The sequence below is a fragment of the Micromonospora sp. WMMD558 genome, from assembly GCF_049315255.1.
Lineage (GTDB): Bacteria > Actinomycetota > Actinomycetes > Mycobacteriales > Micromonosporaceae > Micromonospora.
Genome location: NZ_CP186061.1, coordinates 2,429,671 through 2,444,091 on the forward strand (window position 1 = coordinate 2,429,671; position 14,421 = coordinate 2,444,091).

Genomic DNA, 14,421 nt, shown 5'->3' on the forward strand with positions numbered 1-14,421 from the left:
ACGCCTGCCAGTGACCTTCGCGCCGCCCGCCCCGACCTGGGGGCGAGGCCGCCTGGGGGCCGCCGGCCAGTTTCCAGTACGCTCGTACTGCTTGAGCACGTGTCCCCCGAGAGGAGCGCCGGCCGATGGCGAAGATCAAGGTAAACAACCCGGTCGTGGAAATCGACGGCGACGAGATGACCCGGATCATCTGGAAGCAGATCCGGGAGCAGCTGATCCTGCCGTACCTCGACGTCGACCTGCACTACTACGACCTGTCGATCCAGCACCGTGACGAGACCGACGACCAGGTCACCGTCGACGCCGCCAACGCCATCAAGGAGCACGGCGTCGGCGTCAAGTGCGCCACCATCACGCCGGACGAGGCCCGGGTGGAGGAGTTCGGCCTCAAGAAGATGTGGCGGTCGCCGAACGGCACTATCCGCAACATCCTCGGCGGCGTGGTGTTCCGCGAGCCGATCATCATGTCGAACGTGCCGCGGCTGGTCCCGGGCTGGACCAAGCCGATCATCATCGGCCGGCACGCCCACGGCGACCAGTACAAGGCCACCGACTTCGTCGTCCCCGGCCCGGGCACGGTGACCATCACCTACACCCCGGCCGACGGTTCCGCCCCGGTCGAGATGGAGGTCGCCAACTTCCCCGGCGGCGGCGTCGCGATGGGCATGTACAACTTCGACGAGTCGATCCGGGACTTCGCCCGCGCCTCCATGCGCTACGGCCTGGACCGTGGCTACCCGGTCTACCTGTCGACCAAGAACACGATCCTCAAGGCGTACGACGGCCGGTTCAAGGACATCTTCGCCGAGGTCTTCGAGAACGAGTTCAAGGCCGAGTTCGACGCCGCCGGCATCACCTACGAGCACCGGCTCATCGACGACATGGTCGCCGCCGCGCTCAAGTGGGAGGGTGGCTTCGTCTGGGCCTGCAAGAACTACGACGGTGACGTCCAGTCCGACACGGTGGCGCAGGGCTTCGGCTCGCTGGGCCTGATGACCTCGGTGCTGATGACCCCGGACGGCCGCACCGTCGAGGCGGAGGCCGCGCACGGCACCGTCACCCGGCACTACCGGCAGTGGCAGAAGGGCGAGAAGACCTCCACCAACCCGATCGCGTCGATCTACGCGTGGACCCGTGGCCTGGCCCACCGGGGCAAGCTGGACGGCACGCCGGCGGTCACCGAGTTCGCCAACACCCTGGAGCAGGTCATCGTCGAGACCGTCGAGGGCGGCCAGATGACCAAGGACCTCGCGCTGCTCATCTCCCGGGACGCCCCGTGGCTGACCACCGACGAGTTCATGAACGCGCTGGACGAGAACCTGGCCCGCAAGCTCGCCTGACTCGTGTGTAAGGAAGGGCCCCTTGTTAACGCCTGGCGTTGTGGAAGGGGCCCTTCTTAACGCCCTCGAACAGGGTGGACGGCGTGTCGGGCAGGCGACACGCCGTTTTGCGTCACTTTGCCCGGCGCGCCTCGTTGACCTGGGTGGACGAGATGCCAGTCACGTCCAGGAAGGTTGACCGCGGTCGCCTCGCGACATGCGTGCCGATCAGCCAGCCTTCCCGGCTGTCGTGCGCAGCCAGCCGTCCCTTCCCAGCGGGGGGCCCTGTCCCGGGCCCCCCGCGCCCTGTCCCGGGCCCCCCGCGCCCTGTCCGGCGACCGGCGCTCGTCCAACAAGGTGTTAACAAGGGGCCCCTCCTCTACCCGAGGCGTTAAGAAGGGGCCCTTCCTTTCACGCCGAGCGGAGGAGTTCGGCGGCGCGTTCGGGGGCGATGTCGTTGATGAACACGCCCATCCCCGACTCCGACCCGGCCAGGTACTTCAGCTTGTCCCTCGCCCGCCGGATGCTGAACAGCTGAAGGTGCAGGTGACCCAGGTCCCGGTCGAGGCGGACCGGAGCCTGGTGCCAGGCCGCGATGTAGGGCATCGGCAGGTTGAACAGCCCGTCGAAGCGGCGCAGCAGGTTCAGGTAGAGCGGCCCGAACGCGTCCCGCTCCGCGTCGGTGAGCGCCGGGATGTCCGGCACCGGCCGGTGCGGCGCCACGTGCACCTCGACCGGCCACCGGGCGGCCGCCGGGACGTACGCCGTCCAGTGCTCGTTGCCGGCGACCACCCGGTCCCCGGCGGCGCGTTCGGCGGCGAGTACGTCGGCGTACAGGTTGCGGCCCCCGGTGCGGTCGGCGTGCCGGCGGGCGGCGGTCAGCATCGCCCGGGTCCGCGGCGTCACGAAGGGGTACGCGTATACCTGCCCGTGCGGGTGGTGCAGCGTCACGCCGATCTCGACGCCCCGGTTCTCGAACGGGAAGATCTGCTCCACGCCGGGCAGTTCGCCCAGCGCCGCGGTCCGGTCGGCGAGCGCGTCGAGCACCGTCCGCACCCGGCGTGGGGTGAGGTTGCCGAACGAGGCGTTGTGGTCGTCCGTGAAGCAGACCACCTCGCACCGGCCCTGCCCGGGCCGGACCGGGGTGAACGGCGTGATCTCCGCCGGTTCCTCGGCGATCCGGCCGCTCAGCGACGGGAAGCGGTTCTCGAAGACCACCACGTCGTAGTCGGGGGCCGGGATCTCGCTGAGCCGGTCGGCGGTGGACGGGCAGAGTGGGCACTGGTCGGCCGGGGGGAGGAAGGTGCGGGTCTGCCGGTGCACGGCGACCGCCACCCACTCGTCGGTCAGCGGGTCGTACCGCAGTTGCGACGCCGGCGGGGGCGGCGGCAGCTCCCGGCGGTCGGGCTGGTCGCGGACGGCGTCGTCCCGCTCGTCGAAGTAGATCAGCTCCCGGCCGTCGGCCAGTTCGATCGCGGTGCGCTTCACTCCGCCTCCCCTCCACTCGTCGGCGTGGTCCGGCCCGTGCCACTGACGACCACCAGCTCGCCCACCTGCCCGTCGAGTGCCTGCCGGGCGTCGGGCGGCAACCGGTCGTCGGTGACCAGGACGTCGGCCGCCGAGAGCTCGACGATCGACGAGAGCCCGACGGTGCCCCACTTCGTGTGGTCGGCGAGCACCACGAGGCGGTCGGAGGCGGTCACCAGGGCCCGGTCGGTCTCGGCCTCCATCAGGTTGGGCGTGGTGAACCCGGCCCGCTCGGTGATCCCGTGCACGCCGAGGAACAGCAGGTCCAGGTGCAGCGAGCGGATCGCGCCGACGGCGAGCGGCCCGACCAGCGCGTCCGAGGGCGTACGGACGCCGCCGGTGAGCACCACCGTCTGGTCCGGACGGCCCCCGGCGTGCAGGATCTCGGCCACCGGCAGGGAGTTGGTCACCACGGTGAGGCCGGGCACGTCGACCAGGCGGCGCGCCAGTTCGGCGGTGGTGGTGCCGGCGGAGAGGGCGATCGCGGCGCCGGGCCGGACCAGGTCCGCGGCCCGGCCGGCGATGGCGGCCTTCTCGGCGAGCTGGCGCACCGACTTGGCGCGGAACCCCGGCTCGTCCGTGGAGCCGGGCCCGGCGACCGTCGCGCCGCCGTGCACCTTGGCCAGCAGCCCGCGCTCGTGCAGGAGGTCGAGGTCGCGTCGGATGGTCATGTCCGACACGCCGAACTCGGCTGCCAGCTCGGTCACCCGTACCCCGCCGGCGGTGCGTACCCGGTCGAGGATGGCCGCCTGTCGCTGCTGCGCCAGCATGCGCCGCACCTCCGCGCCTGTCACCGCGCACTCTCACGCGGTCGAACGTGTTCGAACAAGAATGAACACTAGCGCGCGGGAGTTACCCACGAAAGGGAAGGGGGTGCTTACACGGTCGGGTGGCGGGGCTCGACCCAGCCCGTCTCGGTCAGGTGGTGCAGCACCGACTGCACCGCCTCGTCGACCGACAGATCGGTCGTGTCGATCACCAGGTCGGCGTCGGCCGGCTCCTCGTACGGGTCGTCGATGCCGGTCATCCCGCTGAGCAGGCCGGCCCGGGCGCGCGCGTACAGACCCTTGCGGTCCCGCTGCTCGCAGACCTCCAGCGGGGTGGCGACGTGGATCAGCAGGAAGCCCGCCCCGGCGGTCAGCGCCATCTCCCGGGCGGTGGCCCGGGCCTGCGCGTACGGGGCGATCGGGCAGCAGATCGACACCCCCCGGTGCCGGGCGATCTCGGCGGCCACCCAGCCGATCCGGCGGACGTTCGCGTCGCGGTCGGCCTTGCTGAAGCCCAGGCCGGCCGACAGCTCCCGGCGGACGACGTCGCCGTCGAGCAGGGTGACCGTCCGTTCGCCCTGCTCGCGCAGCGCGTCGGCCAGACCCCGGGCGATGGTGGACTTGCCGGAACCGGACAGGCCGGTCAGGAAGATCACCAGACCCCGGTAGCGCCGGGGCGGGCGGGCCCGGACCAGTTCCTTCGCCACCGCCGGCGGCGTGTGCCACTCGGGCAGCGGGAAGCCCCGGTCCAGCAGGTCGTCGATCTCCGCCTGGCTCAGTGCCAGCCGCCGGTTGCGGGGCGGAATGTCCTCCCGCCAGCGCCACTGCCCGTCCCGGTTGTCGTAGGCCAGCTCACGGGGCACCAGCACCCGCAGCCCGGCGCCGGAGAGCATCTCGCCGGTGGAGAGCAGGTGGGTCACCCCGTACGCCGCCGACACCCGGGCCCGCAGCAGCGCGTCGCTGATCTCCTCCCGGCGGCGGGACAGCGGCACGGCGACCAGCGTCGCCGGGGGCATCCGGTCCCGGGCGGCGAAGACGCTGCGGACGAGCGCCTCCGGCGGCAGCCCGCCGCCGCCGTCCTCGCCGACCGGGATCAGCACGAGCAGGTGGGCGCCGAGGGTACGGGCGGCGTGCGCGATCTGCGCGAGTTGCGGCCGGTGCAGCGGGCGGTCGGCGATCACCCCGAGCACCCGCCCCGGGGGCAGCAGCGCGCGGACCTCCTCCGGGGTGCGGCGCAGCCGCTGGAACGGCCCGTGGCCCCCGTCGCCCAGCCGGCGCACCGGCCCGCCGACGCCTGCCACCCCGTCGCGGACCGGCCACGCGTCGGTCACCTCCAGCGCGGCCACCGGAGCGCCCTCGCCGTCGGTCAGCACCAGCGTGCGGCGCGCCGGGTCGCGCACGTCCAGCCCCTGGGCGAGCGCCGCGGGCACCTGAAGGGTCACCGGCACGGGCCAGGGCGAGCCGTCGGCGAGGCGGCTGCGCCGGCTCACCGACACCAGGTCGGCCCGGGTCATGAACCCGGTCAGCGGCGTGTACGCCCCGGTCAGCAACAGCTCCAGATCCGCCAGCTCACCGGGGCGCGGCGTGTACGCCGGCGCGTCCCGGAGCAGCTCGTCCGGCAGCACCCAGCCGTTGCTCATCGAATCCCCCAACCCGCCTGACCGGCACACAGTTTCTCAGCCCACACCGGGATCGGTCGAGTGCCACTCCCGGTGTCGGGGGGAGACGCGGGTGACCGGCGCGACGGATCCCGGGTGACGGCCCGGTGGCGGGACGGTGACCGGTCAGGCCGGGGTCAGCGGCGCCGCGCCGAACGACACGGCGAACCGCTTGCACCAGATCGACACGCTGGTCAGATCGTCCAGGGCCAGGTCGGCCGGGATGTCGTACGCCTGGTCGCCCCGGTTGCCCTTGAGCCGGCCAAGCTCCACCCAGCGGCCGTCGTCGAACACCCGCCACCCGGCGGTGCCCTCGCGGACCGGCTGGTCGGTCAGCCAGACCCGCAGGTCCGGACCGTTGGAGGTGTCCAGCCCGACCAGCTCCAGCCGCAGCCGGCCGTCGGCGGTGCGGACGATCCGGGCGGTGCCGGTGGTGTCGTGCTCGTGGGTGACGAACTCACCACTGCGGACGATCACCGGGCCCGCCGGGGCGGTGATGGTGGGGCCGGACGGCCCGGTGCCGGCAGCGGACGGCGGTGCCGCGGTCGCCACCACGGCCAGATCGTCGTCCACCTCGGTGTCGGTGACCAGCTTCCAAGGCTGAAACCACCAGAGACCGAACGCGGCACCGGCGGCGAGCACGGCGACCGCGACCCAGGTGAACGGGGCGCGCAGCAGTCGGAGGAACATGCCGCGCATTCTTCCGGACCGGAACCGCCCGAGGGATTACCGGAGCCTTACCCCGGTACCCCTAGTGGGCGGATCAGGGGCGCGCCGGATGCCCCGGGGGTGCGTGACCTGCCTAGGCTGTCGGCGTGACACTCATCGCGACCGAGTCGCTGACCAAGACGTACGGGGGTGGGGTCACCGCGCTGGCCGACCTGACCGTCGCGGTCGAGCCCGGGATCATCGGCCTGGTCGGCGCGAACGGCGCCGGCAAGTCGACGCTGATCAAGATCCTGCTCGGCCTGCTCCCGCCCACCAGCGGGCGGGTGCGGGTGCTCGACCTGGACCCGACCACCCAGTCCGACCAGGTGCGCGCCCGGGTCGGCTACATGCCCGAGCACGACGCCCTCCCGCCGGACCTCAGCGCCGCCGAGCTGGTCACCCACCTCGGCCGGATGAGCGGCCTGCCCCGCACCGTCGCGCGGGAACGCGCCAGCGAGGCTCTGCGGCACGTCGGTCTCTACGAGGAGCGGTACCGCCCGGTGGGCGGCTACTCGACCGGCATGAAGCAGCGCGTCAAGCTCGCCCAGGCGCTCGTGCACGACCCCGACCTGCTGCTGCTCGACGAGCCCACCAACGGCCTCGACCCGGCCGGCCGGGACGCCATGCTCGCGCTGATCCACCGGATCGGCACCGAGTTCGGCATCTCCGTGCTCGTCTGCTCGCACCTGCTCGGCGAGGTGGAACGGATCTGCGACACGCTGGTCGCCATCGACGGCGGCCGGCTGCTGCGCGCCGACCACATCTCCGCGATGACCACCGCCACCGACATCCTCGCGGTCGAGGTCAGCGAGGGCGCGGAGGAGCTGGCCACCCGGCTGGCCGCGTACCGCCTGCCGGTGAGCCGGGAGGGGCGCCTGCTGCTGGTCCCGCTCGCCGACGACGCCACCTACGACCTGATCCTCGGCGCGGTCGCCGAGCTGGACCTGCCGCTGCACCGGCTGGACCAGCGCCGGCACCGGGTGGCCGAGCTGTTCGCCACGAGGGAGCCCAGCCATGTCTGAGCCGGCCGGTGTCATCCACGACATCGGGTACCAGCGTTACACCGGCCCCCGGCTGGGCCGCGGTGCCGTGTTCGGAGCCCTGTACCTGCACGGCCTGCGGACGGTCTTCGGCTTCGGCCGCACCGCCAAGGCCAAGATCTTCCCCTGGCTGGTGGTGGGCATCGTGACGCTGGTGGCCGCCGGCGCCACCGCGGTGCGCAGCCAGATCGGCGAGGTCGTGATGACGTACGCGCAGTTCGCCGACAACATGAGCTGGCTGGTCATCTTCTTCGTCGCGGTGGCCGCCCCCGAGCTGGTCAGCCGGGACCTGCGCAGCGGCGTCCTGCCGCTGTACTTCTCCCGGCCACTGCCCCGGTCGGACTATCCGCTGGCCAAGCTGCTCGCCCTCGTCACCGCGCTCTGGCTGCTGCTCGGCGGGCCGCAGCTGGTGATGTTCCTCGGTGCCGCCTTCACCACCAAGGAGGGGATGCGGGGCGTCTGGAATGAGCTGCTCGACCTGCTGCCGGGCCTGCTCTACGCCGGCCTCTGGGCAGTGGTCTTCGCCTCGATCGGCCTGCTGGTCGCGTCGCTCACCGGCAAGCGGGCGTTCGCCGCCGGCGGGATCGTGGCGGTCTTCCTGATGACCACGCCGATCGTCGGCATCCTCTCCATCCTGCCCTCGCGGGCGGTCAACGAGCTGGCCTTCCTCGCCTCGCCGTCGACCCTGGTGGGCGGCGTGGGCACCTGGGCGCTGGGCGACCTGCTGGTGCCGGCGGGTCAGGACGTCGACATCCCGATCGGTGACTTCGGCCCGGTCTACGCCCTCGCCGCCGTGCTCCTCGTCGCCACCTGCGTCACCCTGCTGCTGGCCCGGTACCGGAAGGTGGCCGCCCGATGAGCGCGATCAGTGCCGAGCGGACACCGGCCCCCACCCGCACGACGAGCACCCTGGAGCTGGCGGGCGTCTCCCGCTGGTACGGCAACGTGGTCGCCGTCAACGACGTCAGCATGTCCCTCGGCGCGGGCGTCACCGGCCTGCTCGGCCCGAACGGCGCCGGCAAGACGACCCTGCTGCACATGATGGCCGGCTTCCTGTCGCCGTCGCGGGGCACGGTGACGCTGGACGGATCGCCGACCTGGCGCAACCCCGAGGTCTACCGGCGGCTGGGCCTGGTCAGCGAGCGGGAGGCCGTGCACACCTTCCTCACCGCGTACGAGTTCGTGCTCGCCAGCGCCAAGCTGCACCGGCTGCCCGATCCCGAGGGTGCGGCCCGCCGGGCGATCGCACTGGTCGAGCTGGAGGACGCGCAGTCCCGCCGGATCGGCACGTACTCGAAGGGCATGCGGCAGCGCGCCCGGGTGGCCGCGGCGCTGGTCCACGACCCGCAGGTGCTGCTGCTCGACGAGCCGTTCAACGGCATGGACCCGCGCCAGCGGTTGCACATGATGGACCTGCTGCACCGCCTCGGCGCCGCCGGCCGGACCATCCTGTTCAGCTCGCACATCCTGGAGGAGGTCGAGCAGGTCTCCGGCACCGTCCAGGTGATGGTCGCCGGCCGGCTCGCCGCCTCGGGCGACTTCCGGACCATCCGGCGCCTGATGACCAACCGGCCGCACGTCTTCGCGATCCGGTCCACCGACGACCGGGCCCTGGCGGTGGCGCTGATGGCCGAGCCGTCGGTGACCGGCGTGGAGCTGGGCCGCACCGGGCTGACCGTGCGGGCCGGCGACTACGGCGCCTTCACCCGCGCGCTGCCGAAGATCGCCCTGGCCCGGGGCATCCGCGTCCGGCAACTCGTGCCCGAGGACGAGTCCCTGGAGAGCGTCTTCTCCTACCTGGTGGAGGCCTGATGTCTACCGTTTCCTGGATCACCGCGCGTGGACTGTTCGGCCGTCGCCGCTTCCTGCTGCTGCTCCCGCTGCCGGCGTTGCTGGTGCTGCTCGCCGTGCTGTCCCGCTCCCTCGGGGTGGACCCGGGCGAGTGGGGCCCGCCGGTGCTGGTCGGCCTCGGGCTCGCCGTGGTGCTGCCGGTGGTCGCCCTGATCGTCGGCACCGGCGTGCTCGGCGCCGAGATCGACGACGGCACCGTGGTGCACATCCTCACCAAGCCGCTGCCGCGCTGGCAGATCGTACTGCCGAAGCTCGCGGTCGCCGCCGGCGTCACCGCGGTCACCGTCGCCGTGCCGCTCTACGTCGCGGGCGTGCTCGCCCACTCGGTACGCCTCGGCCTCGCGCTCGCCGCCGCCGCGGCTGTCGGGGCGCTGGCGTACTGCGCGTTGTTCGTGGCGCTCAGCCTGGTCACCCGGCGGCCCGTGCTGCTCGGCCTGGTCTACGTGCTGATCTGGGAGGGGCTGCTCGGCAACTTCGTCAGCGGCACGAAGGTGCTCTCCATCCAGCAGTACGTGATCGCGCTCGCCGACCGCTTCGCCCCGACCGAGCTGCTCGCCACGGACGTGTCGGTGCCGGTGGCGACCGTGATGAGCGCGCTCATCGCGGTGGGCTTCACCGCCCTGGCGATCGACCGCCTGCGCTCGTTCAGCGTGGCCGGCGAAACGAGCTGACGTGCAAGGAAGGGCCCCTTCTTAACGCCACCGGTAGAGGAAGGGCCCCTTGTTGACACTCGCACCAGCCGCGTCGGCGGCACCTGTTAACAAGGGGCCCTTCCTATGCACCAGGCGTTAAAAGGGGGCCCTTCCTTACACCTCAGAAGGCGCAGGCGATGACCAGCTCGGGGGTGCGGTCGGGGAGGAGGTCGAGCTTGCCGATCCGGCCCGCCGCCTTCAGGTCGTCGGCGACTACGGTGAGCTGGTCGAGCAGTGCGGCCGGGCCGAGCGCCTCGGCCAGCGGCACCTCCGCCTTCATCGACAGCTTCCGCTCCGACTTGGCGCGGCGCACCTGGCTGAGCGCGTCCCCGGCGAGGCGCAGCAGCTCCGGGTCACCCTCGCCGGAGATCGCCCGCCCCACCTCGTACGTGGTGGGCCACGGCGCGCGGTGCACCGAGCCGTACCGCCACCAGGACCACACCTCCTCCGTCGCGAACGGCAGCACCGGGGCGAAGAGCCGCAACTGCACCGAGAGCGCGCCGGCCAGCGCCGCCCGCGCGGAGTCGGCCCCCGGCCCGCTGCCGTAGGCGCGTTCCTTCACCAATTCGATGTAGTCGTCGCAGAACCGCCAGAAGAACGCCTCCGCGGCCTGCAACGCCGCCGTGTGGTCGTACGCCTCGAACGCGGCCGTCGCCGTGGCGACCACCCCGGACAGGTCGGCGAGCATCGACCGGTCGAGCGGCTCGGTCGCCGCGGCGCGCAACGCGTCGGCGGCGCCCAGCCCGAGGGCGAACCGCGACGCGTTCAGCAGCTTTGTGGCCAGCCGCCGGCCCACCTTGATCTGCGCCGGATCGAAGGCGAGGTCGGTGCCGGGCCGGCCGTTCGCCGCCCAGTACCGGACGGCGTCGGCGCCGTGCTCCTCCAGCAGCGCCATCGGGGTGACCACGTTCCCCTTGGACTTGGACATCTTCTTGCGGTCCGGGTCGAGGATCCAGCCGGACAGCTCCGCGTCCCGCCACGGCAGCACCCCGTGCTCCAGATGGGACCGGACCACCGTGGCGAACAACCAGGTGCGGATGATCTCCTGCCCCTGCGGGCGCAGGTCCATCGGGAACACCCGGCGGAACAGGTCCGGGTCGGTCTCCCAGCCGCCGACGATCTGCGGGGTCAGCGACGAGGTGGCCCAGGTGTCCAGCACGTCCGGGTCGCCGACGAAGCCGCCCGGCGTTCCGCGCTGCGAATCGTCGTACCCGGCGGGCGCGTCGGTGGACGGATCGACCGGCAGCGCCGACTCGTCCGGTGTGAGAGGGTGGGACCAGTCCGGCTCGCCAGCGTTGTCGAGCCGGTACCACACCGGCACCGGTACCCCGAAGAAGCGCTGCCGGCTGACCAGCCAGTCACCGGTCAGGCCCCCCACCCAGTGGTCGTAGCGGTGCCGCATGTGCTCCGGCACCCAGCGCAGCTCCCGCCCCCGGGCCAGCAGCTCCGCGCGCAGCTCCGGATCCCGGCCGCCGTTGCGCAGGTACCACTGCCGGGTCGACACGATCTCCAGCGGCCGGTCGCCCCGCTCGTAGAACTTGACCGGGTGGGTGATCGGGCGCGGCTCGCCGACCAGATCGTTCGCGTCGGCCAGCAGCTGCACGACCGTTCGCCGGGCGCCGTTGACGGTCTGCCCCGCGAGCGCCGCGTACGGCTCCGCCGGCACGCCGGCCGGCGCCTCCGGCAGCAGCCGGCCGTCCCGGCCGATCACCACCCGCGTGTCCAGGTGGAGCTCGCGCCACCAGGTCACGTCGGTCAGGTCACCGAACGTGCAGATCATCGCGATGCCGGTGCCCTTGGCCGGGTCCGCCAGCGGGTGCGCGCGCACCGGCACCTCGACCCCGAAGACCGGGGTACGCACGACCGCGCCGACCAGGTCCGCGTACCGCTCGTCACCGGGGTGGTGGACCAGCGCCACGCACGCCGGCAGCAGCTCCGGTCGGGTGGTGTCGATCAGCACCTCCCGGCCGCCGGGCCCGTGGAAGCGCAGCCGGTGGTACGCGCCGGGCCGCTCCCGGTCCTCCAGTTCCGCCTGGGCGACGGCGGTGGCGAAACCGACGTCCCACAGCGTCGGTGCCTCCGCCTGGTACGCCTCGCCCCGCGCCAGGTTGCGCAGGAACGCCCGTTGGCTGGTCGCCCGCGCGACCCGCCCGATCGTCGTGTACGTCAGCGACCAGTCCACGGACAGGCCGAGGCGCCGCCACAGCGCCTCGAACACCTGCTCGTCGGCCACGGTGAGCCGCTCGCAGAGCTCGATGAAGTTGCGCCGGGAGATCGGGGTGGGGTCCTTGCGCGCGGCGTCGTCCACGGGCGCGTCCGGTGGCACCCAGGCCGGGTCGTACGGCAGGTCCGGGTCGCAGCGCACCCCGTACACGTTCTGCACCCGGCGCTCGGTCGGCAGGCCGTTGTCGTCCCAGCCCATCGGGTAGAACACCGTGCGACCGCGCATCCGCTGGAACCGGGCCACCAGGTCGGTGTGGGTGTACGAGAAGACGTGTCCCATGTGGAGCTCGCCGGATACGGTCGGCGGCGGGGTGTCGATCGCGTACACGTCCGAACGCTTTCTGCCGCGGTCGAACGCGTACGTGCCCTCCTCCTGCCAGCGGCGCGCCCAGGTCTCCTCGAGCCCGTCCAGGGTCGGACGCTCGGGGACGCCGGCGCGGGCCGTCCTCGCCGTATCAGTCATCCGTCGATGGTAGGCAGCGACCGCCCGCCGGGCAGCGGATTACCCGGCGGGGCGCACGTCGGGGGTCCGTCGCCGACCGGGGCACCGACGGGTGCCGCACCAACAGCGGGCCACGGGTGGCCAGCTGGAGGCCGAGGGTTCCACCGGTCCGGGCGTTCGCCCGGTCGAGGATGGTGGAGACCGGCGCGTGGACGTTGCGCTCGTCGGGGTTGGTGCAGGGGCCGCTGCCCGGTCCCCGTACGAGACGATGCCGACCGCCCTGCCGTCCGACTCGGTGAACAGCGGGCCGCCGCTGTCGCCCGGCCGGGCGCAGATCCGCACCTCGATACCGCCATTCGCCTTGCCGGTGACCTCGCCGCACCGGGTGCCGAGCAGGTAGCCCGCCCCGGCGCCGGAATCCGTACTTTTCTCCGGGCTTCGGCGTGTAGGCGGAGCCGGTCGCGCAGACCACCCAGCCGACCTGCACGGCGCTCGCCGGCACCAGACCGGTGACGGCGACGTCCCGGCTCCGGGTGCAGCGCGGGTTGTCCGGCACGCACCAGTAGTTGATCAGGCTGGGCTTGGCGCCGGACGTCGCGCTAGTCATGATCGGCTGTGCGAGTGGCGACCGAGCCGGGCCCGTTCAGGGGACACCCGCCCGCGGGCTTCTGTGGCAGCATCACCGCGTCCGTACGGCGCCGCGGGGGAGGACCACCATGGACGAGGATCTCCGGCCACGCGCGGTGTGGCCCGAGGTGGTCGGCGTCGTCGCGGCCGCGGCGGTCGGCCTGGTCGTCGCGGCCGACGGGTTCCCGCTGGCGGTCTTCGCCGTGTTCACCGAAATACTGGTCCGCGGACCCATGGGACCGGGCGTGTACGCGACGGCCGTGCTCGCCGCGGCGATCGCCGTGCCGGCGCTGCTGCCGCGGCTGCCCGGGTGGCTGGTGGCGGCGGCCGGCCTGGCGGTCTACCTCGCCGCCAGCCTGACCACCACCGACCTGATGATGAGGGCCCTGCTACCCATCCAGGTGGGCACGACACGCGAGGTCGCCCTCGCGCTCGCCGCCACCGCCGGCCTCGGGCTCGCCCTCGGCGGCGTGCTGCTCGCCGTCGCCCAGGCGTCGCCAACCACCTCCTGGTGGACCGGTGCGGGCCTGGCCGCCGGGCTGGTCCTGCACCCGGTCGGCACCGACCTGTTCGTCGCGGTGTCGCCTCCGGACGGCACGACGGTGCCGAGCGCGCAGCCGGGTGTCGTCCGCCCCGGCGACCTCATGCTCTGGCTCGCCCTCGGGCTGGTCGTGGTCGCCGCCGTCGTCACGTACGTCCGGGGGAGCGGGAGAGGGATGGTCGGCCCGGCCCGGTTCCGGCCCGGCGCGCCCGTGGCGGTGATCGCCGTCACCGCGCTGTTCCTCGTGGGCTTGGCGCTGCGGATGGGAATGATCCGGGCGTACCGCCCCGGTCCGGACGAGATCGCCCGCCCGGATCGGGCTGCCGAGTCGTTCGCCCAGGTGTCCGCCGTGGTCCTCGCCGCCGTCGCCGCGCTCCTGCTGGCGGCCTACGCGTACCGGCTCGGCCGCGCGCGGGCCGCCCGTTGGGTGGTGCTCGGCGCCGCGGCGGCACCGATCGTGGTGTTCACGTTCCCCCACATCGGCCGGTCGCCGGCGACCCGGACAGCGCTCGTCCTGCTGCTCGGGCTGGGGGCGGTGGCCGGGGGTGCGCTGGCGGGTCGGTACGCGGCGCGGCTGCTGCCCTGGGACGCGCTCGGGCTGGTGGTGGCCGCCGCCGCGACCGCCCTGACCTGGCCGGCGCCCCGGGCGGAACTCCCGTCGTCCGACACGGTGGGGCCGGCGCTGGTCGCCGTCGGCCTCGGCCTGGCCCTCGGGTCCGGCATCGTCCTGGTGACCGGTCCGGCGGGGCCGCCGCCCGCCCGTGAGGCCGGCATGGTGAACGGTGACGGGGCGGGTGTGCTCGTCCTCGGGCCGGCCACGCTGATGCTCTGCGCGACGGCGCTCGCGCCGGTCATGGTTCGCTCCCAGGCCGGCGACGTGACGGGGCAGGAGTCGTCCTTCACCCTTCCGCTCTTCACCACGGTGGGCGCCGTGCTGCTGGTGGTGCTCTTCGGGTTCGCCCGCGCGGTCGACCGTCCTCTTCCGGACCGGAGTGCCGAGCCGGCCGCGTCCGCCACGTAGGGCAC

The 14,421-nt window shown here is 73.0% G+C and carries 11 protein-coding genes and 1 pseudogene; 6 read left to right on the forward strand and 6 right to left on the reverse strand.

Annotation, left to right across the window (positions count from 1 at the left end):
* The first annotated feature begins 125 nt into the window (after positions 1-125).
* Positions 126-1,340: an NADP-dependent isocitrate dehydrogenase gene (locus ACN26Y_RS11885; protein WP_155330346.1), complete on the forward strand. Its 1,215-nt coding sequence runs from the start codon at positions 126-128 to the stop codon at positions 1,338-1,340.
* A 390-nt stretch (positions 1,341-1,730) separates the two neighbouring features.
* Here ACN26Y_RS11885 and galT read toward each other — a convergent pair whose 3' ends face one another.
* From galT to ACN26Y_RS11905, 4 genes are all read right to left on the reverse strand, one after another.
* Positions 1,731-2,807: a galactose-1-phosphate uridylyltransferase gene (galT, locus tag ACN26Y_RS11890; protein ID WP_155330347.1), complete on the reverse strand. Its 1,077-nt coding sequence runs from the start codon at positions 2,805-2,807 to the stop codon at positions 1,731-1,733.
* Complete coding sequence (locus ACN26Y_RS11895; protein ID WP_422734716.1) at positions 2,804-3,616, reverse strand: DeoR/GlpR family DNA-binding transcription regulator; 813 nt, start codon at positions 3,614-3,616, stop codon at positions 2,804-2,806. Before ACN26Y_RS11895 ends, galT begins: the two co-directional genes overlap by 4 nt.
* A 107-nt stretch (positions 3,617-3,723) precedes the next feature.
* The gene (gene cysC / locus ACN26Y_RS11900) at positions 3,724-5,253 is read right to left on the reverse strand and encodes an adenylyl-sulfate kinase (RefSeq protein WP_155330349.1); all 1,530 of its coding nucleotides are present in this window, start codon (positions 5,251-5,253) and stop codon (positions 3,724-3,726) included.
* Positions 5,254-5,397: 144 nt separating this feature from the next.
* Positions 5,398-5,961 carry a DM13 domain-containing protein gene (locus tag ACN26Y_RS11905; protein ID WP_155330350.1) on the reverse strand — a complete coding sequence of 188 codons (564 nt, stop codon included), beginning with the start codon at positions 5,959-5,961 and terminating at the stop codon, positions 5,398-5,400.
* Between the two features lie 218 nt (positions 5,962-6,179).
* On the opposite strand from ACN26Y_RS11905, the pseudogene ACN26Y_RS11910 reads away from it, so the two are divergent.
* The 4 genes and pseudogenes from ACN26Y_RS11910 to ACN26Y_RS11925 all read left to right on the forward strand — a co-directional run.
* Positions 6,180-7,001 (forward strand): annotated as a pseudogene (locus tag ACN26Y_RS11910) (ABC transporter ATP-binding protein); the annotation flags it as partial.
* On the forward strand, positions 6,994-7,878 hold the full coding sequence (locus tag ACN26Y_RS11915; RefSeq protein WP_155330352.1) for an ABC transporter permease: 885 nt from the start codon (positions 6,994-6,996) through the stop codon (positions 7,876-7,878). The pseudogene ACN26Y_RS11910 and the gene ACN26Y_RS11915, both read left to right, overlap by 8 nt.
* Positions 7,875-8,831, forward strand: a complete 957-nt coding sequence (locus tag ACN26Y_RS11920) for an ABC transporter ATP-binding protein (protein ID WP_422734717.1) — start codon at positions 7,875-7,877, stop codon at positions 8,829-8,831. The genes ACN26Y_RS11915 and ACN26Y_RS11920 overlap by 4 nt, the downstream gene beginning before the upstream one ends.
* Positions 8,831-9,541, forward strand: a complete 711-nt coding sequence (locus ACN26Y_RS11925; protein ID WP_155330354.1) for an ABC transporter permease subunit — start codon at positions 8,831-8,833, stop codon at positions 9,539-9,541. Before ACN26Y_RS11920 ends, ACN26Y_RS11925 begins: the two co-directional genes overlap by 1 nt.
* Before the next feature lie 142 nt (positions 9,542-9,683).
* Here ACN26Y_RS11925 and valS read toward each other — a convergent pair whose 3' ends face one another.
* The gene (gene valS / locus ACN26Y_RS11930; RefSeq protein ID WP_155330355.1) at positions 9,684-12,248 is read right to left on the reverse strand and encodes a valine--tRNA ligase; all 2,565 of its coding nucleotides are present in this window, start codon (positions 12,246-12,248) and stop codon (positions 9,684-9,686) included.
* 39 nt (positions 12,249-12,287) lie between these two features.
* Positions 12,288-12,569 (reverse strand): trypsin-like serine protease, encoded by a 282-nt coding sequence (locus ACN26Y_RS11935; protein WP_422734718.1) that lies wholly within the window; start codon positions 12,567-12,569, stop codon positions 12,288-12,290.
* A gap of 374 nt (positions 12,570-12,943) precedes the next feature.
* Between ACN26Y_RS11935 and ACN26Y_RS11940 the strand changes: the two genes are divergently transcribed.
* Complete coding sequence (locus tag ACN26Y_RS11940; RefSeq protein WP_155330356.1) at positions 12,944-14,416, forward strand: hypothetical protein; 1,473 nt, start codon at positions 12,944-12,946, stop codon at positions 14,414-14,416.
* Positions 14,417-14,421 lie beyond the last annotated feature (5 nt).

Bases quoted from the DNA above. Each gene is read 5' to 3' on its own strand.
- ACN26Y_RS11920 (WP_422734717.1), top strand. From the start codon at position 7,875: ATGAGCGCGATCAGTGCCGAGCGGACACCGGCCCCCACCCGCACGACG.
- ACN26Y_RS11885 (WP_155330346.1), top strand. From the start codon at position 126: ATGGCGAAGATCAAGGTAAACAACCCGGTCGTGGAAATCGACGGCGAC.
- ACN26Y_RS11940 (WP_155330356.1), top strand. From the start codon at position 12,944: ATGGACGAGGATCTCCGGCCACGCGCGGTGTGGCCCGAGGTGGTCGGC.
- ACN26Y_RS11915 (WP_155330352.1), top strand. From the start codon at position 6,994: ATGTCTGAGCCGGCCGGTGTCATCCACGACATCGGGTACCAGCGTTAC.
- ACN26Y_RS11895 (WP_422734716.1), bottom strand. From the start codon at position 3,616: ATGCTGGCGCAGCAGCGACAGGCGGCCATCCTCGACCGGGTACGCACC.
- ACN26Y_RS11905 (WP_155330350.1), bottom strand. From the start codon at position 5,961: ATGTTCCTCCGACTGCTGCGCGCCCCGTTCACCTGGGTCGCGGTCGCC.
- valS (WP_155330355.1), bottom strand. From the start codon at position 12,248: ATGACTGATACGGCGAGGACGGCCCGCGCCGGCGTCCCCGAGCGTCCG.
- cysC (WP_155330349.1), bottom strand. From the start codon at position 5,253: ATGAGCAACGGCTGGGTGCTGCCGGACGAGCTGCTCCGGGACGCGCCG.
- ACN26Y_RS11925 (WP_155330354.1), top strand. From the start codon at position 8,831: ATGTCTACCGTTTCCTGGATCACCGCGCGTGGACTGTTCGGCCGTCGC.